Annotated in this window: 22 protein-coding genes; 21 read left to right on the top strand and 1 reads right to left on the bottom strand. The window is 59.7% G+C overall.

The genetic code is table 11. The features are described from left to right. Nucleotides 1–70: 70 nt before the first annotated feature. Nucleotides 71–826: an alpha/beta hydrolase gene (locus tag JYG33_RS15135; RefSeq protein WP_207873010.1), complete on the bottom strand. Its 756-nt coding sequence runs from the start codon at nucleotides 824–826 to the stop codon at nucleotides 71–73. Between the two features lie 145 nt (nucleotides 827–971). On the opposite strand from JYG33_RS15135, the gene JYG33_RS15130 reads away from it, so the two are divergent. The 21 genes from JYG33_RS15130 (at nucleotide 972) to entS (ending at nucleotide 23,486) form a co-directional block, all read left to right on the top strand. Next, entirely contained in the window at nucleotides 972–2,024 is a 1,053-nt protein-coding gene (locus JYG33_RS15130; protein WP_207873009.1) for an iron ABC transporter permease, read from the top strand. Nucleotides 2,025–2,027: 3 nt separating this feature from the next. Beyond that, the gene (locus JYG33_RS15125) at nucleotides 2,028–2,813 is read left to right on the top strand and encodes an ABC transporter ATP-binding protein (protein WP_153228861.1); all 786 of its coding nucleotides are present in this window, start codon (nucleotides 2,028–2,030) and stop codon (nucleotides 2,811–2,813) included. 13 nt (nucleotides 2,814–2,826) lie between these two features. Continuing rightward, on the top strand, nucleotides 2,827–3,960 hold the full coding sequence (locus JYG33_RS15120) for an ABC transporter substrate-binding protein (RefSeq protein WP_207873008.1): 1,134 nt from the start codon (nucleotides 2,827–2,829) through the stop codon (nucleotides 3,958–3,960). Between the two features lie 6 nt (nucleotides 3,961–3,966). Continuing rightward, nucleotides 3,967–4,746 carry an alpha/beta hydrolase gene (locus tag JYG33_RS15115; protein WP_207873007.1) on the top strand — a complete coding sequence of 260 codons (780 nt, stop codon included), beginning with the start codon at nucleotides 3,967–3,969 and terminating at the stop codon, nucleotides 4,744–4,746. 164 nt (nucleotides 4,747–4,910) lie between these two features. Further along, the gene (locus tag JYG33_RS15110) at nucleotides 4,911–5,993 is read left to right on the top strand and encodes an NAD/NADP-dependent octopine/nopaline dehydrogenase family protein (protein ID WP_207873006.1); all 1,083 of its coding nucleotides are present in this window, start codon (nucleotides 4,911–4,913) and stop codon (nucleotides 5,991–5,993) included. After that, a complete protein-coding gene (locus tag JYG33_RS15105) occupies nucleotides 5,993–7,009 on the top strand; it encodes a 3-hydroxybutyryl-CoA dehydrogenase (protein WP_207873005.1) in 1,017 nt (338 codons plus the stop codon). Before JYG33_RS15110 ends, JYG33_RS15105 begins: the two co-directional genes overlap by 1 nt. Then, nucleotides 7,006–7,980 carry an ABC transporter substrate-binding protein gene (locus JYG33_RS15100; protein ID WP_207873004.1) on the top strand — a complete coding sequence of 325 codons (975 nt, stop codon included), beginning with the start codon at nucleotides 7,006–7,008 and terminating at the stop codon, nucleotides 7,978–7,980. The genes JYG33_RS15105 and JYG33_RS15100 overlap by 4 nt, the downstream gene beginning before the upstream one ends. Continuing rightward, entirely contained in the window at nucleotides 7,977–8,741 is a 765-nt protein-coding gene (locus JYG33_RS15095) for an ABC transporter ATP-binding protein (protein ID WP_207873003.1), read from the top strand. The genes JYG33_RS15100 and JYG33_RS15095 overlap by 4 nt, the downstream gene beginning before the upstream one ends. After that, complete coding sequence (locus JYG33_RS15090) at nucleotides 8,738–9,523, top strand: ABC transporter permease (protein ID WP_222667929.1); 786 nt, start codon at nucleotides 8,738–8,740, stop codon at nucleotides 9,521–9,523. Before JYG33_RS15095 ends, JYG33_RS15090 begins: the two co-directional genes overlap by 4 nt. A 40-nt stretch (nucleotides 9,524–9,563) precedes the next feature. Further along, nucleotides 9,564–10,340, top strand: a complete 777-nt coding sequence (locus JYG33_RS15085; protein WP_243430192.1) for an ABC transporter permease — start codon at nucleotides 9,564–9,566, stop codon at nucleotides 10,338–10,340. A gap of 127 nt (nucleotides 10,341–10,467) precedes the next feature. Next, the gene (locus tag JYG33_RS15080; RefSeq protein WP_207873002.1) at nucleotides 10,468–10,929 is read left to right on the top strand and encodes a MarR family transcriptional regulator; all 462 of its coding nucleotides are present in this window, start codon (nucleotides 10,468–10,470) and stop codon (nucleotides 10,927–10,929) included. Nucleotides 10,930–11,181: 252 nt separating this feature from the next. Beyond that, entirely contained in the window at nucleotides 11,182–12,384 is a 1,203-nt protein-coding gene (locus JYG33_RS15075; RefSeq protein ID WP_222667932.1) for an ABC transporter substrate-binding protein, read from the top strand. Further along, on the top strand, nucleotides 12,381–13,262 hold the full coding sequence (locus tag JYG33_RS15070) for a branched-chain amino acid ABC transporter permease (protein WP_207873001.1): 882 nt from the start codon (nucleotides 12,381–12,383) through the stop codon (nucleotides 13,260–13,262). Before JYG33_RS15075 ends, JYG33_RS15070 begins: the two co-directional genes overlap by 4 nt. Beyond that, nucleotides 13,263–14,201 carry a branched-chain amino acid ABC transporter permease gene (locus tag JYG33_RS15065; protein ID WP_207873000.1) on the top strand — a complete coding sequence of 313 codons (939 nt, stop codon included), beginning with the start codon at nucleotides 13,263–13,265 and terminating at the stop codon, nucleotides 14,199–14,201. Continuing rightward, nucleotides 14,198–14,956, top strand: a complete 759-nt coding sequence (locus JYG33_RS15060; RefSeq protein ID WP_207872999.1) for an ABC transporter ATP-binding protein — start codon at nucleotides 14,198–14,200, stop codon at nucleotides 14,954–14,956. Before JYG33_RS15065 ends, JYG33_RS15060 begins: the two co-directional genes overlap by 4 nt. After that, nucleotides 14,953–15,669: an ABC transporter ATP-binding protein gene (locus tag JYG33_RS15055; RefSeq protein ID WP_207872998.1), complete on the top strand. Its 717-nt coding sequence runs from the start codon at nucleotides 14,953–14,955 to the stop codon at nucleotides 15,667–15,669. Before JYG33_RS15060 ends, JYG33_RS15055 begins: the two co-directional genes overlap by 4 nt. Before the next feature lies 1 nt (nucleotide 15,670). Then, the gene (locus JYG33_RS15050; RefSeq protein ID WP_207872997.1) at nucleotides 15,671–16,357 is read left to right on the top strand and encodes a 4'-phosphopantetheinyl transferase superfamily protein; all 687 of its coding nucleotides are present in this window, start codon (nucleotides 15,671–15,673) and stop codon (nucleotides 16,355–16,357) included. A gap of 41 nt (nucleotides 16,358–16,398) precedes the next feature. Then, nucleotides 16,399–18,039 (top strand): AMP-binding protein, encoded by a 1,641-nt coding sequence (locus JYG33_RS15045; RefSeq protein ID WP_207872996.1) that lies wholly within the window; start codon nucleotides 16,399–16,401, stop codon nucleotides 18,037–18,039. Nucleotides 18,040–18,041: 2 nt separating this feature from the next. Continuing rightward, nucleotides 18,042–18,287 carry a phosphopantetheine-binding protein gene (locus JYG33_RS15040; protein ID WP_207872995.1) on the top strand — a complete coding sequence of 82 codons (246 nt, stop codon included), beginning with the start codon at nucleotides 18,042–18,044 and terminating at the stop codon, nucleotides 18,285–18,287. A 21-nt stretch (nucleotides 18,288–18,308) separates the two neighbouring features. Continuing rightward, nucleotides 18,309–22,232 (top strand): non-ribosomal peptide synthetase, encoded by a 3,924-nt coding sequence (locus JYG33_RS15035; RefSeq protein WP_207872994.1) that lies wholly within the window; start codon nucleotides 18,309–18,311, stop codon nucleotides 22,230–22,232. 3 nt (nucleotides 22,233–22,235) lie between these two features. Beyond that, a complete protein-coding gene (entS, locus tag JYG33_RS15030) occupies nucleotides 22,236–23,486 on the top strand; it encodes an enterobactin transporter EntS (protein WP_207872993.1) in 1,251 nt (416 codons plus the stop codon). The last annotated feature ends 62 nt before the right edge of the window (nucleotides 23,487–23,548 follow it).

Genomic DNA, 23,548 nt, shown 5'->3' with positions numbered 1-23,548 from the left:
TGCTCCGGGACGTTCAGAGGATACAGGCAATCACCGTGCTGCACGTCGTTGTGGGCAAGAAGACACAGGACTAATCAGCCAGCCATTCCAGACAGCCTTGCGGCAAAGCGGCCAAACCGGACTGACTGTGATTACAGCCCGGTACGATGCGAAAGCGCGGTTCGCCACCTTGTTGCTGCGCCAAAGCCTGCGCCAGCTCACGGGTGCCATCCACCATGCGGCGCTCCTGCAAACGTAGACGACGCAGCTCGCGCTTGTCCTCGGGCATGGCTTCCTCTGCCGGGCCCAGGCTTTGCTCGTACTCGCCAACGGAAAACTGCACGGGCATCGTCAAGGCAGCGCTGGGAAGGGATTGGGCCAGCAGTCGAGCCAGAAACCCGTCCCCCCACCACACAGAAGGGCTGGATACCACCAGCGCATCAAACAACTCTGGCTGCTGATACAAAAGCTGCAAGGCGAACAAGCCACCCAAGGAATGGCCGCACAGCAAGCGCCGCTGCGGATTCAAAGATGTTTGTGCATAGGCCCAGGGCAGGAATACATCCTGCATCATCGCCAGAAAATCCGGGGCATGGCCCGCTTCTCCGTTGAGCGCAGGCGTAAAGTCCTGATCACGCCAGACCTCCCCGCCATACCCTATTCCCAGCACGGCACAGGCTGGTGAAGCCTGCTGCTCACAGGCATCCAGCACCGCGTCAAATTGCGGTAGATCAAGCACACAGACTAATGGCCAGCCTTCGGCAGGCGCAGCAGTAGTCGGCCACGCCAAAGTCAGACGATACTGTCGGCCCAAAGGGGAAAGAAAATCCAGATGTTCAAGCTGCATGGAAGAATCGCGGTAAGGACGTCAAGGCCGGGGGGGCCTGAGCAGGCAAGAAGCCTGCTCATTCGAGACTGCTTTTAGTGTTAACAGACCCTAGCCAATGAACTATACTTTCTTTCTATGTAAACGGTTATCATTCAGAGACTTAATGTCCACATCTGCTGTTCCGGCCCCCGCGCTGGCCGACTATCAACACATCCTCAGACGTCGCTGGCTCCTGGTAGGAGCCCTGGTTCTTGTGATTTTGGCCTCAATTGTGGCTGACTTCATGTTGGGACCCTCGGGCCTTAGCCTGGGAGAACTGAGCCACGCGCTGTTCAACCCCGAACAGTCCGACCCGACCACACGCGTCATCGTCTGGGAAATCCGCCTGCCTTATGCCCTGATGGCTATGGCCATTGGTTTGGCGCTGGGCCTGTCCGGTGCGGAAATGCAGACCATCCTGAATAACCCGCTGGCCAGCCCCTTTACCTTGGGAATTTCCTCGGCGGCGGCGTTTGGCGCGTCTCTGGCCATTGTGCTGGACCTGTCGATTCCCGGTATCCCGCAAGCCTGGACCATTGCCGCCAACGCCTTTGTTTTCGCGCTGTTGTCCGCCTTGTTGCTGGACGCGGTGGCCCGCTGGGGCGCCATGAGCACCGCCAATCTGGTGCTCTTTGGTATTGCGCTGGTGTTCTCCTTCAACGCACTGGTTTCGCTGGTGCAGTTTGTGGCCAGCGCCGAAGCCCTTCAAGGGCTGGTGTTCTGGACCATGGGCAGCCTGTCGCGCTCCTCCTGGGGCAAGGTCGGCATCATGCTGGCCGTATTTGCACTGATTCTGCCCTTATCCCTGCGTGATACCTGGAAGCTGACCGCCCTGCGTCTGGGTGAAGATCGCGCTACCAGCTTTGGTATCAATGTGTCGCGTCTGCGTCTGGTGTCTTTGCTGCGTATCAGCTTGCTAGCTGCACTGGCCGTGTCCTTTGTGGGCACCATCGGCTTTGTGGGCCTGATTGCCCCGCACATCGCCCGCCGCCTGTTTGGTGAAGATCACCGTTTCTACTTGCCCGGAAGTGCGCTGGTGGGTGGGGTGATTCTGTCGCTGGCCTCGATTGCCTCGAAAAACATTGTGCCCGGCATCATTATTCCGGTCGGCATTGTCACCTCGCTGGTGGGTGTGCCCTTCTTCCTGGGCGTTGTGCTGCGACGCCAAATAAAGTGAACCATGCTTGAAGTCCACGATCTCAGCCTGTCTTACGGTAAACGCGAAATCCTGTCCAAGCTGACCATAGAGCCTTTGCAGCCGGGTCAGCTTGTGGCTTTGCTGGGCCCCAATGGCAGCGGCAAATCCACCCTGCTCAAGTCTTTGGCAGGGCTGCTCAAGCCCACAACCGGCAAGATTTTGCTGGATGGTCAGGAACTGAGCGGCGTCAGCTTCGAGCAGCGTGCACAGAAAGTGGTGTACCTGCCCCAGTCCCTGCCCGCCTCGGTCCACCTGCGTGTGTTTGAATCCGTGCTGGTCGCGGCCAATGCGTCTGCCCCCGGCGGCCATGCCCGCGATGTGGATCACGACCACATCATGCACATTCTGCAACGTCTGGGCATTGCGCACTTGTCCATGCACTATCTGGATCAGCTCTCGGGTGGCCAGAAGCAGTTGGTGGGACTGGCACAGGCCTTGATCCGCAAGCCTACCTTGCTGTTGCTGGATGAGCCCTTGTCTGCCCTGGATCTGAACTATCAATTCCACGTGATGGATTTGCTGGCCCAGGAAACTCACGACAACAATCTGATCACCCTGATCGTCCTGCATGATCTGAATGTGGCCCTGCGCCACAGCGACTATGCGCTAATGATTGAAGGCGGTGGTCTGCTGGCGCAAGGCGAGCCTTCCAAGGTAATTACCCCCAACTCGCTGGCCCAGGCCTATGGTGTCCGTGCCCGCGTGGAAAGCTGCTCGCAAGGCACCTTGCAAATCATTATCGACGGGCTGCAAGAGCCTGTGCTGTGACCTCGGAGAACCCATGAACATCCTGCGCCACCTGCTGTTGTCGCTGACCTTGCTCTTGCCTTTGGGCGTGCAGGCCCAGCCCATCGAAGTTACCGATGCCATGGGTCGTACCGTTACCCTGCCCGGCCCGGCCAAGCGCATTGTGCTGACCCAGGCGCGACATTTTCCAGTGCTGGCTTTGGTGCATCCCGAGCCTGCCAACCTGATTGCAGGCTGGTCGGACGAGTTCAAGACATCTTTCTCCAACGAATACGAAACCTATCTGAAGCGCTACCCGCAACTGGCCAACATCCCCGTTGTAGGCCGCCATACGGCAGACACCTTCTCGGTTGAGCAAGCCCTGGCCCTGCGCCCCGATCTGGTGGTACTGACTGCCGCCTTTGCGGGCCTGACTCCCGGTCAGGACACGCGCGACTCGGCACTGATCCAGCGCCTGACTGCCGCCAAAGTGCCCGTCATCGTGATCGACTTCTTTGTGAACCCCTTGGAAAACACCGTACCCAGCCTGCGCGCATTGGGTTACGCCGTGGGCGAGAAAGAACGCACCGACGAATTCATTCAGTTCTACGAAGAACACATGCAAGGCGTAGCCCAGCGACTGGCCGATCTCCCCAAGGAAGATCACCCGCCTGTATTCGTGCACGCCCATGCAGGCAGCACAGACTGCTGCAACTCCCCCGGCGCGGGCACCTTCAACGACATGATCAGCTATGCAGGCGGTCACAATATTGGCGCGGACGTTCTGAAAAGCTCCACCGGCAAGCTGAACTTTGAATACATTCATTCCCGTGCCCCTGTGGTCTATGTAGCCACCGGCACTGGCGCAGGCAAACGCGCCACCTCGGGCGGTCTGCGCATTGGCACAGGCGTGACGCCAGAGCAAGCCCGTGAAAGCTTGCAAGCCATTATCGACGGCAACCGTCTGCAAGCCTTGCCAGCCGTGCGCAGCGGCAATAGCCACGGCATCTGGCACGCCTTTAACGACTCGCCTCTGCACATGATCTTTATCGAAGCACTGGCCACCTGGATTCATCCCGACCGTTTCCAAGGCGTATCGGCCCTGAAAACGCTGGAAGAAGTGAACCAGCGTTTCCTGACCGTGCCGATGGAAGGCACGTACATGATTGATCTGAAGCCCGCGCCCTGAGCCTTCATGTCGCGTCTGATTCCACTGGAGCTGCCGCCTGCGGGCGGCCATCCCCACCACGTATTGCTGCGCCTGCCAGACGGGAAGCCTGAACAAGGCCCCCTGCCTTTGCTTTGCCTGCTTGATGGTCAGTGGACCTTGCCCCTGCTGGAAGAAAGCGGTCATCCCGCCCTGAAACGCTGCGCCATCTTGTCGCTGGGCTATCAAGGCGAACGCGATCAGATCACCCGCTATCGCGCTCTGGATTACACCCCACCCGGTCCGGATGGCGGCTTGTGGGAAGACCCACGTGTTCCTCAGTGGCAAGCCGGTGGCGCCCCAGCCATGATCGAACAAGTACGCATGGCTCTGGCTTTGGCGCAAGGAATGGAGCCTGCACTAGCCCATTCACGCATCAGCCTCTACGGCCACTCCTACGCCGGATTGTTCGTGCTGTACGCCCTTAGCCAGCAAAGCCTGCCCATTCATCATTACCTGTGCGCCAGCCCTTCTTTGTGGTGGCGTGATCCCCTGATCTGGACCTTGCTAGAGCAGTTGGGCAAGCCGGTACAGGTGGATATTCTGGCCGGTGCCTCAGAGGCCTGGTATCCGCTTAGCGCTCAGGCAGCGGGACCGGAAGGCCGCAAGAATGGCATGCCTACCCTGCCCACCATGCAAAAACTGCAAGCGCAATTGCAAGCTCAAGGCATGCAAGCCAACTTGCATGTTCTGCCCGGAGCCGGTCACGGCCACGTGCTGGCTCAAGCTACCCTGCGCGCACTGGAACTGGCTAGCAGCGCGGCTTAGCGGCGTTTTTCCTGCGCGCCCTCTGCGACTTTTCATTCCATATCCAAGTTTTCCCGCCCTAGGGTAACTCCCCCCATTCCTCCTCTTGTTTTAGGCCTCAACATCTTTTAGTCTGTATTTATATGCAAGTGCATAGAAATCAAAAAAAGAGATTGGAGACGAATATGAAGGTAGCGGTATTAGGTGGCGGGCACGGTTGTTACGCGGCAGCGGCAGACTTGAGCGAACAGGGCCACGAAGTACGTTTGTGGCGTCGTGATACGGCTCAGTTGCAGCCCTTGCTGGATCGCCCAGTCATGACACTGAAAGACGAAGCAGGCGAGCGCGACATCCCCATTGCCAAAGTCTGCGCCGATATTGGCGAGGCCATCGCCGGTGCCGATCTGGTACTGATTCCTTCGCCCGCTATTGCACAAACCGATATTGCCCGCGTCATGGCTCCCCACCTGACGGACGGTCAGGTCGTGTTCCTGCCACCGGGCACCTTTGGCTCCTTCATCATGAGCGAAATCGTGCGCGGCACGGGCAACAAGGCCGATGTAAGCTGGGCTGAAACCGGCACCTTGCCCTGGTTGGCCCGCAAGCATGGCGATACCGTCATCAACATCACCACCCGCGCCACCCGCCTGCCTACCGGCGTGTACCCCGCACGCAATACCGATCACGCGCTGGATGTGATTGGCAAAGTTTTCCCCAGCGTGGAGCGCTGCGAAGATGCGCTGTCCGGCGCCCTGATGAATGCTGGCCCTATCATCCACCCACCACTGATCATGATGAACGCAGGCCCGCTGGAACACTTCCCGGCCTGGGACATTCACAACGAAGGCACTCAGCCTTCGGTACGTGCCGTGACCACGCAGTTGGACAATGAGCGCATGCGCATTCGTGAAGCGCTGGGCTACGGTGCCCCGCACTTCCCCCTGTCCGACCACTACGAAAACGACCAGTGGATGTATGGCGACCGTTCCTCGCACTCAAAGCTGGTAAAAAGCGGCGACTGGCGCGAGAAGATCGACTTGCACGAGCACCGCTACATGCGTGAAGACACCATGCTGGGTCTGGCCTTCTTCGCTTCCGTGGCGGACTGGGCCGGTGTAGACGCCCCCGTCACCAAAGGTTTGCTGGCGATTGCCGGTGCCATCGTGGGTGAAGATCTGCGCCAAGGCCAACGCACATTGGCCAGCCTGGGTCTGGACAAGATGAACCGCGAGCAACTGCAAGAGATGCTGCAAGCCGGGAGAGCCTGATGAGCACGCCCGCCCCGATCAAACGTATCGTTGCGGTGGGCGCAGGTCGCATGGGGCGGGGCATTGCCCTGGCCTATGCGCTGCGCGGCCAAGCCGTGACCTTACTGGACTTCAAACCGCGCCCGCCTGCCGATAGCGCCCGTCTGGAAGCCGAGATTCGCCAGGAATTACGCGCCACACTGGAGCAATTGGCCGACCTGGGCATGTTCGCTGCCGAGCAGATCGACGGCTATCTGGCCTGCATTGGTGTTGCCCCTTTAAGTGATGCTGCCCACGTGCTGGGCCAAGCCGATCTGATTTACGAGGGCGTGCCCGAAACCCTTGAGGCCAAGACTGATGCCTTGGGCCGCATCGGTGAACTGGCCCAGCCCGATGCACTGATCGCCTCCACCACCTCCACCATGCTGGCCTCGGATCTGGCCCCCATGTTGAGCCATCCCGAGCGTTTCCTGAACGCCCACTGGCTCAACCCGGCTTTCCTGATTCCACTGGTAGAAATCAGTGCCCACCCCGGCACCAGCGAGCAGACCTTGAGCCGTCTGCAAAGCAATCTGGAGTCCATCGGCAAAGTGCCCGTGGTCTGTGGCTGCCACCCCGGTTTCATCGTCCCACGCCTGCAAACCCTGATCATGAACGAGGCCGCTCGCATGGTGGAGGAAGGCGTGGCCAGTGCCGCTGATATTGATAAAGCCACCCGCTACGGCTTGGGTTTCCGATTTGCCAGCATCGGCGTGCTGGAGTTCATCGACTACGGCGGCAACGACATTCTGTACCACGCCGGACAGTATCTGTCGCAGAACCTGGACCCGGAACGCTACGCCGTGCCCGACATCATCACCCGCTATATGGAAAGTGGACGCAACGGTCTGCGTAGCGGACAGGGCTTTCACGAATACCCAGTGGACCAGCAACAGGCATACCGCCGTGATGTGCTGGCCCGCGTACTGGGAATGCTGGATCACATCGGCCTGGCCCCTGCCCGCGCCGAGAACCTTGCCAAGGAGACACAGGAATGAAAAAAACCGCTGCGTTGCTGTTTGCCCTGATGAGCTGTCACGGTCTGAGCCAGGCTCAGGAAGTCCCCACCCTGCGGGTAGGCTGGACCATTCCGGGCGAGGAAGCCAAATATCTGATGGCCAAGCGCCCCGAGCTGTTCCCGCAACTGGGCAAGAAATACCAGATCCAGTGGACCCAGTTTCAGGGCACCTCGCCCATGGTGCAAGCCATGCGTGCGGGCGTTCTGGAATGCTCCACCATGGCTCCCATGTCGCTGGCCAATGGCGCTATTGAAAGCGGTCTGGAAGCCTATATCGTGGCCCAGCACGTGCACTCGGATGATGATCACTTCTCCGTCTACTGGGCTGTAAAGGAAGACAGTCCGATCAAGACGGCGGCTGACCTGAAAGGCAAGGTCATTGGCACCAACGCCTATGGGGCCGGTGTGTACTTCGACATGCTGCTGTGGCTGCGCCAGAACGGCATTGACCCGGACAAGGACGTAAAAATCGTTGAAACCGGCTTCCCGCCTGCAGCCGACGCGATTCGCAGTGGCCGCATTGATGCGGGCCCCATGGCCCAGCCCTTTGCCTTGCTGAACGAAAAGAAAGGCGGCTTGCGCAAGCTGTTCTCCCTGTCCGAAGTGGCCAGCCCCTCAGTGCAGATTTTCGAGGCTTGCAGCAAATCCTATAGCGACGCCAACCCCGAGGTAGTGCGTGCCTACGTGCAAGATTTGAAGACAGCCATGGGCATGCTTAGCAAAGACCCGTCGCTGGCCGTGGACGTAACAGCCCAAATTACCCGTGCGCCCAAAGACCTGCTGGCCCAGTACCTGTTCACCGACCAGGACTTTGCACGCGTCCCGGACATGCAGCCCAATCTGGAGTCCATCCAGGGCACTTACGACCGCTATCACAAAGCCGGTTTCCTGAAGAAAGCCTTGAACGTGCAGGACTTCTACCGGGCTGATTTACGCGAGGCAACACCATGATTGAACTGGATGGTGTCGGTAAAACCTTTAACACCCGGCAGGGCCGCAGCCATACGGCCCTGCAAGACATCGCCCTGAGCATTCCGGCAGGGCGATTTGTGTCTATTCTGGGACCCAGCGGTTGCGGAAAAAGCACCCTGCTCTATATGTTAGGGGGCTTTGAGTCCTGCTCCAGCGGCCAGATCCGCGTCAAGGGCAAGCCCATTACCGGCCCAGGTCCAGACCGGGGCCCGGTGTTTCAGGAATATGCTCTGTTTCCCTGGAAAACCGTGTTGGGAAACGTGGCCTACGGCATGCGCGAACAAGGCATGCCCAAAGCCCAGGCCGAACAACGCGCCAGCGAATGGCTGGACAAGGTCAAGCTGGGGCCTTACGCCGCCTTCTATCCGCGTGAACTGTCCGGCGGCATGCGTCAGCGCGCGGCCATTGCCCGCACCCTGGCCTATGAGCCGGACATTCTGCTGATGGACGAACCCTTCGGGGCGCTGGATGCCCATACGCGCGTCACCCTGCAAACGGAACTGCTCAGCTTATGGGAGCAGTTGCGCAATACCGTGGTCTTTGTGACGCACGGCGTGGACGAAGCGGTCTTCCTGTCCGATACCGTGATTGTCATGACTGGCTCGCCTGGCCGCATCAAGGAGGTGGTGGAGATTGACTTGCCCCGCCCCCGCGTCCGCAGCGAGCTGCTGCGTAATCCGGTTTACCAGGAAACCATTATTCGTCTGGAGCAATCCCTGATGGCGGAGGCCCACCCATGACGCCACAGCACTGGTATGAAAATCGCTGGGCCTCTTTGGTCATGGCGGCCATTCTGGTGCTGCTGGCCTGGGCGGGGCTGGCCCGTTGGGTGGGACTGGATTCCTTCCCCAGCCCCTGGGCGGCCCTGGGCGAACTGCCCGCCCTGATCAGCGATCCGATGGCCTGGTCGGCCATCCTGCAGTCGGTAGGCCGCATGTTTGCGGGCTATGCCCTGGCGCTGGTCGTGGCCGTGCCGCTGGGTTTGGCCATGGGCCGCAGTCGCCTGGTCTATACCGCCTTCTATCCCTTGGTGGCCTTGGCCTACCCCATGCCCAAAGCGGCCTTGATGCCGATCTTGATGCTGTGGTTCGGTCTGGGGGATTTCTCCAAGATTCTGGTCATTGCGCTGGGCGTGTCCCTGCCCTTGCTCTATCACAGCTATCACGGCGCAACCCGTATCGAGCCCAAGCTGATCTGGGTAGCCCAGTCCATGGGCATGGGACCCCTGGCCCGTCTGGGCAAGATCGTGCTGCCCGCCTCTTTGCCGGAAGTCATGATTGGCTGCCGCGTCGGGGTGGTCATGGCTCTGATCGTGATGGTCTCCTCCGAGATGATTGCGCGTCAGGAAGGCATAGGCAATCTGCTGTTCACCTCTATGGATATGGCGCAGTACTCCACGGTGTATGCGGTCATCATGCTGCTGGCGGTCCTGGGCATTGCCTTTGACGCCTTGTTCGAGTTCGTGCGCAAGCGCTGCACGCACTGGCATGACTCCACCCAGAGCCTGATGGACAAAGGATGACGCTATGACCACCAAAACCTTAGCCTCATCGGGACAAGCTATGCGTTCTACTGAAACCCGCCCGGTCAAGCGCCGGGATCTATCCGGTCTGTCCTTGTGCATCAGCCCGGCCATCTTGCTGATTATCTGGGAACTGTGCACCCGCTCGGGCTGGGTCAGCCCGCAGTTGCTGCCCGCGCCTTCGTCCATTCTGTTGCGCGTGCTGGAGCTGGCCAGTCAAGCCGACTTCTGGCAGAACCTGGGCATTACGGTCTACCGCCTGATCAGCGGCCTGCTGATTGCCTGTGTGGCCGGGGTCGCCCTGGCCCTGATTGCCCAACTGACACGCTGGAGCTCGTTTCTGCTGGATGCACTGATCCGTTTGCTGGCCCCTATCCCCAAGATCGCCCTTTACCCGGCACTGATCCTGATCATGGGGTTTGAAAGCTCATCGAAAATTGCCCTGGTGGTTTCAGACGCCATTTTCCCTGTGCTGATGGCCAGTTGGGTGGCCGCGCAAACGGTGGACCGCAAGCTGATCTGGTCGGCTCGTGCTGCAGGCACATCCCGCAGTGCCTGCCTGTGGAAAATTATCTTGCCCGCCATCAGCCCGACCGTCCTGGCCGGGGTGCGGGTAGCCGGAGTCATTGCCTGCGTGGTGGTATTTCTGGCCGAGATGATTGCCTCCACCGACGGGCTGGGCCACATGCTGACCGCCGCCGCTCGCAGTTACCGCACGATTGATATGTTTGTACCCCTGGTCTGGATCTGTGTACTGGGCTTCGCGCTGAACCTGACGATTGCCGCTTTGCAGCGCAAAGTGGATCATGCAAACTAATTTCTATTCACACTGAACCAGCCACTTGCCCGGTCAACTTGCAGCGCTGACCGGGATTTCGCAGGCTATCTCAATCATCTGGAACGAGTAGCCTGTTTTTTTTCTGCATCAAGGAAGCCGCTTCACTATGGCCAGCCGTCCCCTGACCGACGCCTATACCGGGCACGATACCTTTATTCCCTATCTGCTCAACCGCAGCACCTCGGCCTTAAACGCTGACTTTCAAACCTTGCTGCGCAGCCATGAACTGACTCTGCTGCATTGGCGTGTTCTGGCTTTTCTGAACGAAACCGACGGACTGGGCGTCAGCACCCTGGCGCAATACACCGATGTGGATCAGACCACACTGTCACGCGCTTTGGTCGTCATGGAAAATGCCGGACACCTGTCCCGCCAGCCCGATCCCCTGGACCAGCGCCGGGTCCTGATCCATCTGCATGAGCAGGGTCGCCAACACTTTCTGCACGTTCTGCCCGCCGCGCTGGATATCCATCACCGTGCCATTCAAGGCTTTTCGGCTGAAGAACTGACCCTGCTGCGCCAGTTCCTGAATCGCATCCGGGCCAATATCAATGGTGAGGCGGGCTAAGGGCCACGCCTCTCTACCTTGCTTGCAAAGCGTCCAACTGGCCGTTTTCGCACATCAGCTACTGCTGGATCTGCCCCAAACCGGGACCTGTTGCCCCTGATTTTCCATGCTTGAAATGGACATTCAAGGGCAATGAGCCTTTATTTACGGCAGGAAAGACCATAAAATGATAATGATTAACATTTAGTAGTAGCGCAGCGACCTGAGATGTCTTGCCAGGTCCGCTTGGTTCTCTTACGGAAATAAGATCTCGTGACTCTCTCCCCTACCCGTGCTGGACGTCGCCAGCTCTTGCTGGCCGCTGCGGCCAGCCCATTGCTATTTGGTGTACCCCGCCTGCTTCGCGCCCAAGACGGTCCCCTGAAAATTGCCTTGCTGACATCCTTGTCCGGCCCCTTCGCCTCCTTGGGCGAAAGCATGCGTGCCGGTCTGGAGTTGATGCTGCAACAGTGCAATTACGAAATGGGCGGGCGCAAGGTTCAATTGCTGGTAGAGGATGATCACGGCAAACCGGACGAAGCCATCCGCAAAGTGCGCAAGCTGATCGAACGCGACAAGATCGACGTTCTGGGCGGCGTTATCAGCGCCAATATCGCACTGGCGATTCGTGACATCGTGCACGACGCACAACTGCCTACCTTCATTTCCAATGCCGCAGCCAATGGCCTGGCTCGTGAAGCAGCCAGCCCCTACGTTTTCCGCCCCACCAAAACAAGCTGGATGCTAGGTCATACCGGTGCTTTGTGGACCTTCGAGCATATCGAAAAATCTGGCGGCATCACGCTGGGTTCGGACTACACCGCAGGCCGCGAATACATCGAAGACTTCGCCAATACCTATCAGGAACAAGGCGGCGCGCTGGGCGAGCGTATCTGGACTCCACTGGGCACGCCCGACTTTGCCCCTATCCTGATGAACCTGGCCGCCAGCAATCCCAAATTCGTCTACACCTTCCTGGCCGGTGCCGATGCGGTGCGTTTCCACCAGCAAATGCAGGATTACCAACTGCACGGCAAGATCCAGATCGTGGGCCCCGGTGCCCTGTTCGACCAGGAAGACGTGATCACCGCGGTGGGCGATGCTGCTTTGGGTGGCGTCAGCACCTTCCATCAGTCCCCCGGCGCTCCGGCTGCCCAGGACTTTGTGGCGGCCTACCAGGCCAGCCGTGGCCGTTTGCCTGGCGAGGCCAGCACTTCCGGTTACGTGACCGGCCAGGTCATCAAGGCCGGTCTGGATGCGGTGAAAGGCGACTTGTCCAATAAGGCCGCGTTCAAGCAAGCCTTGCTGGACAAACCCATCAACACCGCCTTTGGCCCCATGGCATTTGACCCACGCAATAACCAGTCCATTCTGGATATTTACGTCAACCGGGTTGAGAAAGACACGCAAGGCCGTCCCTTTAACACCGTGGTTCATACTTACCAGCGTATCCAGGACCCCGGCCCGCGTTCTTGAGCCACACCTTGTCTTACTACCTGCTTCAAATCCTCAATGCCCTGTCCTTCTCAGCACTGCTGATGTTGGCGGGGCTGGGGCTGTCTTTAGTGCTCAGCCTGATGAACTTCATCAACCTGACACACGGCTCTTTTTTCCTGCTCGGCGGCTATATCAGCGTGCAGTGGCTGGCATCCGGCGCCCCCTGGTGGCTGGCCTTTCCTGCCGCTTTCGCGCTGTGCGGGCTAATGGGCCTGTTGCTGGACCGCTTCCCCTTTCGCCAGTTCTACCAGCGTACCCACTTGATGCAAGTGCTGCTGACCTACGGCCTGTCCGTGATTCTGGCCGATTTGATGCGCTGGGGTTTCAGTGCCGACACGCTCTCGCCCATGTTGCCGCAAGTGCTGCGTGGCGGCGTTTGGATCATGGGCCTGCCCTTCCCCACCTATCGCCTGTTCCTGATCGTCACCGGTCTGACGCTGGCCTTGCTGTTCTGGTTCCTGCTGGATCGCACCCTATGGGGAGCGGCCATTCGCGCTTGTGTGCAGGACGCACAGATTGTCGAAACCCTGGGCCTGAACTCCCGCCGCCTGTTCGCCATTGGTATGGCCCTGGCCGCTGGTCTGGCCGGTTTGGGTGGAGCCCTGGGTGCAGGCATGCTGTCGGTCTACCCCGGCCTGGATGAAGAGATCCTCTTGCTGGCCTTGCTGGTCGTCGTCATTGGTGGCCTGAACTCGGTGCGCGGCACCTTGCTGTGCGCGCTGATCCTGGGTTTCGTCACCACCTTTGCCCGCGTCTGGGTCCCGGCTTTTGCCAATGCCGCTACCCTGGCCGTCATGCTGGGCCTTCTTCTTTGCTGGCCCAATGGTCTGAGCAAATCCGCTACGCGTCAGGTTTAAATGAACAAGCTCAACACCTGCCTGCTACGCACTGGACTTTGGCCCGCTTTGGCCTGCCTGGTCTTGCTCAGCAGCTATTTCTGGGGCGATGCCTTTTTGTGGCGCTTTGGAACCGAAGCCCTGCTGATCGGTTGCGCCGTTCTTAGCATCAATCTCCTGATTGGTTATGGCGGTCTGGTCTCTTTGGGCCACGGTGCCGTTTTTGGCTTTGCGGCTTACGCGACGGCCATCACCAGCCAGTATTGGGGCGCATCCTTGCCCTTGATGCTGCTGGTCGGCATTGCGGCAGGCACCCTGCTCTCCGTGTTGATGGCCTTGATCAGCCTGCGCAGTTCCGAACTCTTTTTCATGGTGGCCACGCTGGTGGCAGGCCAACTGGTCTGGGAAGTAGCATTCCGCTGGCGCGACCTGACGGGCGGGGCAGACGGCCTGCGCGGTTTCCCGCGTCTGAGCCTGGGGGATCTGCCCCTGAGCGCTCCCTATACCCTGATGATTCTGGCTCTGGTGCTGGCGGTAATCTGCTGGTTGCTGCTGCGCTCCTTTAGCCGTGCCCCGATTGGACTGGCGCTGACCGGCCTGCGCGACCAGCCCTTGCGCATGGCGGCCCTGGGTTATCAGGCATGGCGCATTCGCCTCTACACCTTCATGATTGCAGGTGCCGTTGCCGGTGCGGCTGGCGGTCTGTATCCCTTTGCGAATCAGTACGTCAGCCCGCAGCAAGTGCATTGGAGCTTCTCGGCCACCCTCATCATCATGGGTGTGATCGGCGGCATACGTACTTGGCGCGGTGCTTTTATAGGTGCCACTTTTTATCTGTTTGCCCAGACCTACCTGAGCTCCTATACGGATCGCTGGCAGTTGCTGGTCGGTTTGATTTTTGTGCTAACGGTTCTATTCATGCCCAATGGTCTGGCAGAGCGCCGCAAGAGGACCGCATGAGCGTTTTATTAAGCACTCGCGAATTAGCCCTGCATGTGGGCGGCCTGGATATTCTGACGGACGTCAGCCTGGAGCTGCACGCCGGTGAAACCCTGGGGCTGATTGGTCCCAATGGCGCAGGCAAAACCACGCTGTTCAATATCATCAGTGGTTTGGCTACACCCTCCAGCGGGCAGGTATTTCTGGAAGGCAAAGACTTGCGCAGCCTGGGCCCGATTGAACGCGCCCAACAAGGTCTGGTACGCAGCTTTCAGACCAGCCGTATCTTTCCTGAACTGACTCTGCATCAGAATCTGGCCCTGGCCGTGCGCATCAAACACGACTGCGCTTACCACTGGTGGGGCCGCAAAGCAGCCCGGACTGCCAGCCAGAAAGCCGCTGAAGCATTGCTGGAGCACAGCGCTCTGGCCGGTCGTGGTCACTTGCTGGCCCGCTCCCTGTCTTATGGCGAACAACGTATTCTGGATTTGCTGATCGCCCTGGCACAGCAACCGCGCGTGCTCTTGCTGGACGAGCCTACCGCAGGCCTGTCCGAGTCCGAATCCCGTGAGGTAATGGCCCTGGTCCATGCCATGCGCGGCCAATGCGCCGTGCTGCTGATCAGCCACGACATTGATATTGTTTTCCAGGAATGTGATCGCATTGCGGTGCTGTCTTCCGGCACCTTGCTGACCTGCGGCACCCCGGACGCCGTACGCCAGCACGACGGCGCACGCCAAGCCTATCTGGGCGAACTGGCTTTGGAGACAGCATGAGCACGGCGCTGAACATCTCTGGCCTGAACGCACGCTACGACCGGGCCGATATTCTGGAAGGTCTCTCGCTGGAGATTCCTGCCGGACAAAGCGTCGCCTTGCTAGGCCGTAACGGCGCTGGCAAAACCAGTCTGCTGCATTGCCTGTTCAATATGGGCCCACAGTGGAGCGGACAGATCACCGTTCACGGCCAAAGCATTGCAGGCTGGCCTACGCACAAAATTGCCCTGCTGGGCATGGCTTTGGTGCCGCAAGGCCGGGGCCGCTTTCCTACCTTGACGGTGCAGGAAAGCCTGCGTCTGGCTGGACTGGCACGTCGCCCTCGTTCGGATGATCGCTGGACACTGGGCAGTATTTACGAAGCCATGCCGCGTCTGTACGAACGCCGTCAGTCCTCCTGCTCAGCCTTGAGTGGTGGCGAACGGCAGTTGCTGGCACTGGCTCGCGCCCTGCTCACGCAGTCCTCCATTATTGTTCTGGACGAGCCCAGCGAAGGCCTGGCCCCCATGACGATTCAGGACACCTTGCTGCCCCAACTGCAAACCTTGAACGAGCAAGGCATTACCGTGCTGATTGCCGAGCAGAATCTGAGTCTGGCCCTGCAACTGGCGGATCGCGCCTTGCTGCTGGGCAATGGTCAGTTGGTGTACGACGGCCCTGCCGAACAATTGCGCCAGGACGCCGCCCTCTTGCAACGCCATTTGGGACTTTGACATGCTGGCTCTGTACAGCCTGTCTCTTCCCCTGCCGCCGAGCCTGGAGTCCTGGTTACGAAACCGGATTCCCGACAGCACCTTGGCTGTTATTGCCCGCCGCAAGCGTCAGTCAGACCAGCATTTAAGCCTCCTGGCGCACGGTGCGTTACGCCATTTTCTGGCTCCTTTGCTGGGCTGTACGCCGCTTGCCGTTCCCATCAAGAATCTGGAGCACGGCAAGCCGGTTCTGGACCTGGACGATACGGATCTACACTTCAGCCTGTCGCACAGCGGTGAGCGCGTGCTGATCGGAATAGCCGACCGCGCCATAGGCGTAGACATAGAAGCCATGCGCCTGCCCGTCAAACCCGGCCTGGTCGAACATTGCAGTGTGGCCTCCGAGCGCATCTGGCTAAAGAACGATCTGGACTTCTATGCGCTGTGGTGTGGCAAAGAAGCCGCCCTGAAGCACGCAGGCACGGGTTTTCACATTCAGCCTCAAGAATTATCCTTGGACGGTCACCCAGATCACGGATGCACCGTACAATCCCCCCATCCCATCTTGCAAGATTTGGTGGTGCACAGTCACCGACCGGCAGAAAACTATGCCGCCGCGGTTTGCCTGAACACTGCCTTTGCTCCCCGGAGAGTCAGCTTTTTAGACAGTATTCAACTGCCTGACGCCAAGCTGACCTACCACGAGTAAATCTGACAAGCCTACTTATTTATGTAATAGTTCTCATTACCATGATGAAATCTATTCCTGTTGAACAAATTTGGCCTGACGCTTTTGCCCAGCGATATCGCGATGCTGGACACTGGCAAGGGGAAACATTTGGCACTTTGCTGCGCACGCGCGCACAAAACCACCCGGAACGCGAAGCCATTGTTGGCGGCACCCAGCGCTGGACCTATGGCGCGCTGGACCAGTACGCCAGCCAGATCGCGGCAGGCCTGCTGCAAGCCGGTCTGCGCAAAGGCGACCGCGTTCTGGTGCACCTGCCCAATATCCCTGAATTTGTCAGCGTAATCTTTGGCCTGTTCCGTGCCGGTCTGTTGCCGGTGTACGTGCTGCCTGCGCACCGCATTACCGAAGTCGAGCACTTTGCCAATAGCGCGGACGCCCGCGCCTATATTGGTGTGGATACGCACGCCGGTTTTGACTACCTGCCTCTGGTACGCGAGCTGCGTGAACGCTGCCCGCAGGTGGAGCAGGTTTACATCGTGGGTGAAGCGCAAGAATTCACCTCGCTGGCTCAGTTGCAAAGCAGCGCCGCTAATGTAGATGTGCCCGACTCGGCGGCCCAGCCCTCCGAAGTGGCTTTCCTGCAGATTTCCGGCGGCAGTACAGGCCTGTCCAAACTGATTCCCCGCACACACGACGACTACATCTACACCTTGCGCGAAAGCGCCAAGATCGCCGGTCTGGACGAGAACAGCGTGTTCCTGGGTGCTTTGCCCATTGCACACAACTTCCCCATGAGCTCGCCCGGTTTTCTGGGTGCGCTGTATGTCGGTGCCAAAGTGGTGTTGAGCCCTGCTCCCAGCCCGGACGTGTGCTTTGAATTGATCGAGCGCGAAGGCGTCACTGATACCAGTCTGGTCCCCCCGCTGCTGATGCTGTGGATGGATGCCGCCACCAAGACCAATGCCAATCTGGAATCGCTGCAAGTGATTCAGGTGGGCGGTGCCAAGCTGAACTCGGAAGCAGCCAAGCGCGTGCGCCCCACCCTGGGCGTGACCTTGCAGCAGGTGTTTGGCATGGCCGAAGGCCTGGTGAACTACACCCGCCTGGACGATCCCGAAGACACCATCATCAATACCCAGGGCCGCCCTATCAGCCCGGACGATGAAATCCTGATCGTGGACGACAACGGTGACCCGGTCGCCCCTGGCGAAACCGGCTACCTGCTCACCCGTGGACCGTACACAATCCGCGCGTATCACAACAACCCGTCGGCCAATGCCCGCTCCTTTACCGAGGACGGCTTTTACCGCACAGGCGACGTGGTGCGCATGACGCCCGAAGGCTATTTGATGGTTCAGGGCCGTGCCACTGACCACATCAACCGCGCTGGCGAGAAAATCTCCGCCGAGGAAATCGAAGACCATCTGCTGGCTCACCCGCAGGTCTTTGATGCCGCCGTGGTATCGGTGCCCGACGAATTTCTGGGCGAGCGCAGTTGCGCTTTCATCATCCCCAAGGATGACAAGCCGCGCGCCATTGAGCTGAAGAAATGGATACGCAGCCGTGGTCTGGCCGATTTCAAAGTGCCGGATCAAATCGTGTTTGTGGACCGTTTCATGGAAACAGCGGCCCTGAAGATCAGCCGCAAAGAACTGCGCGCCCAGTTGCGCGAGCAATTAGAAAACACAACGCAAGAATAATCATGAGTACTGCACTTACCCTGGAACGCATGCGGCAAGATATTGCCGCCATGCTGCATGAAGATCCTGAGGATATTCTGGACGATGACAACCTGATCGATCTGGGCCTGGACTCCATGCGCGTCATGACCCTGGCCACCCGCTGGCGCGAAGCCGGTGCTCCTATCGAGTTTTCCGAAATGGCCTCGGTTGTCACCCTGGGCCAATGGTGGTCGCTGATCGAGCGTGCCCAACAAAACGGCCGCTGATTCTCTTACTGCAACACGCTTATGTTTAGCTCTCCTTCCGAACAGCCATTGCGCCCCCTGACCGAAGCACAAGAAGGTCTTTGGTACGCCCAGCGTTTGGACCCGCTTAACCCGATCTTCAATACCGGGCACTGCACGCATATTCACTCTGCGCTGGACACAGCGCTGTTTGCACAAGCCATCACGCTGACGCTGACCGAAGCTGACGCCTTGACCTTGCGCATGGTGGATACTCCCGACGGCCCTGCCCAGTACCTGCGTCCGCAAGAACCTATCCAGCTAGAGATTGTTGACCTGTCCGCGCACGCGGATGGTGCCGAACAAGCGCAAACGCAGCTTATGGCTGACCTGCGCACGCCGCTGGACCCGACCATTGCGCCCTTGGCACGACATATTCTGTTTGTGCTCGGGCCCAAGCACCACCTCTGGTATCAGCGTATCCATCACCTGGCCGCTGACGGCTATGGCATGGCGCTGATCGAGACGCGTGTGGTCAAGCTCTACAAAGCCTTGTTGAGCGGTCGTGAAGATCATGGTCATGCACTGGAGTCATTCACTCTTTTGCAAGATGACGACCAAAGCTATCGGAATAGCGAGCGCCGCAGCAAGGACAGACAATTCTGGCTGGATACCTTGAGCGATGCAGAACCTGCCCAAAGCCTGAGCGAATCCCAGGCCTTGAGCGACCATCATTTCCTGCTGGCCCGCAGCGCCGTCAAGCCGGAGCTGACCACCAGCCTGCAAGCATTGGCACAAAGCAGCGACATCAGTTGGCCAGACATTCTGACGGGCCTGACTGCCGCCTATGTGCGCCGTCACACCCGCCAGGATGAATGCACCGTCGGTGTGCCGTGGATGGGACGTCTGGGCCACATCAGCGCCCGTATCGTCTCTACCGTCATGAACGTGGCTCCGCTGCGCTTGCAGATCGACGAATCCCAGCCTTTGAGTCAGTACCTGATTCAGGTTTCCAAAGCGCTACGTCAGGCGCGGCGCCATGGCCGCTATCGCAGTGAGCAACTGCGTCGTGATCTGGGTTTGCTGGGCGGCATGCGCCGCCTGCACGGCCCCATCATCAACGTGCTGCCCTTTGATGCACCCTACGAACAAGCAGGCCTGACCGCCAGCCAGACCGTGCTGTGCGCTGGTCCAGTGGAAGATCTGAACTTCACCTTCCGCGCCCAGCCCGATGCCGGTGGCTTGCGCCTGGAAGTGGAAGCCAACCCGCGTCTGTACACCGAAGAACAGATTCAAACCCATCTGGTTCGTCTGGAACAGTTCCTGTTGCGCGCTTTGCAGGCCGACACGCTATCTGCTGTGCCTACGCTGACGGAAGCGGAGCATCATCACTGGATTGAAACCGTTAATCAGACAGCGCATCCGGTTCCCGAGACCACGCTATGGGCACTGATTCACGCCCAGTTGCAGGCCCACCCGGAACAAAGTGGTCTGGAGTTTGAAGGCAAAAAGCTCAGCTACGCCCAAATCGACGAGCAAACCGCCAATCTGGCCGCACAACTGCGTCTGGCTGGTGTGCAGACCGGCGATATCGTCGCCGTCGCCTTGCCCCGCTCATTGGAACTGGTGTTGAGCTTGCTGGCCATTCATCGTGCCGGTGCCGCCTACTTGCCACTGGATCTGGACCAGCCCGCCGATCGCCTGAACACCATCTTGCAGGCCGCTCAACCACGCTTGCTGGTCGGCCAGCCCGATTGCACGCTGAACGCCACCCTGCTGGTTCCTCAGCCTGAACAGGCTTGCAGCACAGACGCCTGGACAGCCGCTGGCCCGCATGACCCGTCTTACCTGATCTACACCTCCGGCTCTACCGGCACCCCCAAAGGCGTGCTGGTCAACCACGACGCCATCGTCAACCGTCTGGTGTGGATGCAAACGCATTACGGCATTGGTGCCGGTGATCGCATTCTGCAAAAGACCCCAGCCACCTTTGACGTGTCGGTGTGGGAGTTCTTCCTGCCTTTCCTGTCGGGTGCGACTCTGGTCGTCGCCCCGCCACAAGCGCACCGCGATCCGGCCCATATTGCCCGACTGATGCGCGAACAGAGCATCTCTGTGCTGCACTTTGTGCCCTCCATGCTCAGCGCCTTTCTGGATGAGCCTGCCGCTCGTGGACTGGCGCCGCGTCTGGTGTTTTGCAGTGGCGAAGAACTGTCGGCCGCTACCCGCGACCGCTTCCACTCCCTGCTGAACGCCGAGCTGCACAATCTGTACGGCCCTACCGAAGCCGCCGTGGACGTGTCCTACTGGCCTGCTTCGCGCGACGACAAATCCCAGCCTGTGCCTATCGGTTTCCCCGTGTGGAACACCGCCCTGTACATTCTGGACGAGCAATTGCAGCCCGTGCCACCCGGTGTAGCCGGTCATCTGTACCTGGCTGGCCGTCAACTGGCCCAAGGTTACTGGGGCCGCCCGGACCTGACCGCCGAACGCTTTGTGCCAGACCCCTACGCTCTGCATGGCGACCGCATGTACGCCACCGGCGATGTGGCCCGCTGGCGTGAAGATGGCGCAGTTATTTTCCTGGGTCGCTCCGACCATCAGATCAAGCTACGTGGCCAACGTATCGAGCTGGGCGAAATTGAAGCCTTGCTGGCTCGCCACCCCGATGTGGCCCATGTCGCTGTTATTGCCCGTGAAGATGTACCCGGTCAAATGGCCATCGTGGCTTACTGGGTGCCGCAGGCAGGCAGCCAATGCACGGACAACACGCTGGCCGCCTATGTAGGCGAGCACTTGCCGTCCTATATGGTGCCCAGCGCCTGGATCAGCCTGGACGTACTGCCCGTAACGGCAAACGGCAAGCTGGACCGCAAGGCCCTGCCCGTCCCTGCCTTGCAGGCACGTTCGGCAGGCTTGCCGCTGGAAGGCGCAACCCAGCACCAAATCGCCGCCGCTTTCGCCACCGTGCTGGAAAGCAGCGACACGTTTTACGCTGACGACGACTTTTTCGCCCTGGGCGGACATTCCTTGCTGGCGGCCAAGCTGGCCCTGATACTGCGCGAAGCCCGCGGCCAAGCCGTGTCGATTGGCACTATTTTTGAATTCCCCACCATTGCCCGTCTGGCTAAACATCTGGATCAGGCAGGCAGTACCGCCGCCGATGGCTTTGGCCCCATCATCACTTTGCGCCCAGGTCAGAACGAACAGCCCGCGCTATTTGTGATTCACCCGGCTGGTGGCTTGTCCTGGTGCTATGGCGCGCTGGCGCGTCATCTGCCCCCTGGCCGTACCGTCTATGGCTTGCAAGCCAGTGTCTTGTCTGATCCTTCGCTGGGTCTGGATGGCAGCCTGGATGCCATGGCCAAAGTCTATGTAGACCGTATCGAACAAGTGCAGCCACACGGCCCCTACCATCTGGCAGGCTGGTCGGTGGGCGGCATTATTGCTCAGGCCATGGCGGTCGAGCTGCGCCGTCGCGGTCAATTAGTCGGCATGTTGTCCTTGCTGGACGCCTATCCCAGCGACGCCTGGCGTAACGAACCACCTCCCGAGCCCAACGCTATCTACAAGGCCCTGCTGCATATCGCAGGCCATGACCCGGACAGCTTGCCCGACGTTTCCCTGACCCGTCAGGGTGTGGTGGACTTCCTCAAGCGCAGCGGTCACCCGCTGGCCGAGTTGCCCGACACGCGTCTGGACTGCGTATTCCAGGTGGTCGAGAACAATAACCGCCTGGTGCGTCTGTACGAGCATCACGCGTATGACGGCTCCATGCTGTATTTCCGCGCCGCTCTGGATCACGCAGGCACACAACTGCATCCCGATTTGTGGAAGCCCTATGCAGGGCAGTTGGATGTGCACGATATTGCCTCCTTGCACGCGCATTTGACCGGTACTGAAGCTGTGGCCATCATGGCCCCGCTGATGGACTCGGCCATGGCTTTTGCCGAACAGGCACAAGCCCAACCTGAACTCGATGTATAAGCCATGTCTGTAAGACGTTTCTTTCTGGATATCTCACCGCTGATCGAAAGCCGGGCATTCCGCTTTGCCTACTTCGCTCGGGCCGCAACCGTGCTGGTCACCGGCATGTTGATGGTGGCCGCCAGTGTGCAGTTGTATGAGCTGACCAAATCCAGTGTGGCCGTTGCCTTCCTGAACGTGTCTATGGCCACACCGATGGTGCTGGCGCTGATTGTGGGCGGTGTCTTGTCCGACCGTATGGACAGACGCAGCTTGATGGTCTGGTCGCGCAGCGTCTATATCATCAGCGTGGTGCTGTTCCTGCTCAATACCCTGCTGCCCACGCCCCAGGTCTGGCTGATTTATGTAGCTGCAGCCATTGGTGGCGCGGCAGGCGGGATCAGCGTTCCCGCCATGATGTCAGCAACACCGGCGCTGGTCGGTCGCGACAAGCTGGCTGCAGCGGCTGCCCTGTCCGGTCTGGCCATGCAGTTGGGCGGCATTATTGGCCCTGCGCTGGCTGGCGTTCTGATTGCTGGCCCTGGCCTGGTGTTCTGCTACGTGATCGTGCTGTGCGGTGTCATCGTCACCCCATTGCTCTTGCGTGCCCTGCCGCCTTTGCCTCCGCAAGCCGGTAAGCAGCCACAGAAAAACGCCGTCCAGTCCCTGCGCGATGGGCTGGCCTTTGTTGCCAGCCACCCCTTGCTACGCGCCCTGCTGCTGATTGATCTGGCCGCCCTGATTCTGGCGACGCCCCTGGCTTTGATGCCCGAATGGGGCGACACCATTTTGAAGATGGGTGCCACTGCCACCGGCTACCTTTACGCCGCTCCGGCTGTAGGTGCCACGCTGGCCGCTCTGTCCAGCGGCTGGTGCCGCCAAGTCTCCCGTCCCGGTGCGGCCATTGTGATTGCCGTGCTGATCTGGGGTCTGGCCGTGGCCGCCCTGTCCTTGCAACCGACCTTATGGTGGGCCCTGATTTGCCTGGCCATCATGGGTGCCGCCGATACCATCTCCAAAATCATGCGCATGGCGCTGGTTCAGCACCACACTCCCGACTACCTGCTGGGCCGTGTCTCCAGCCTGTGGATGACGCAGTACTCCCTGGGTCAGGCGCTGGGCAATATGCAGATGGGCTATCTGTCCCGCCTGCTCAGTCCGGCCGTCGCCGTTGCGGTAGGGGGCTTGGCCTGTGCCGCGGTAGCGGGTGGTTTCGGAATTTTCAATCAAGGCCTGCGTTCGGCCAGCAAACAGGATGGCCCTCCCAATGCCTGACATCTCGATTTTGTTCTACCCACGCCTGCTGCACGCCTGTAGAAAGAGCTCCTACATGGACC

The organism is Alcaligenes sp. SORT26 (genome assembly GCF_017377875.1).
GTDB lineage: Bacteria > Pseudomonadota > Gammaproteobacteria > Burkholderiales > Burkholderiaceae_B > Alcaligenes > Alcaligenes parafaecalis.
Note: the sequence above shows the minus strand (reverse complement) of the source record. Positions and strands in the feature narration are given on the sequence as shown.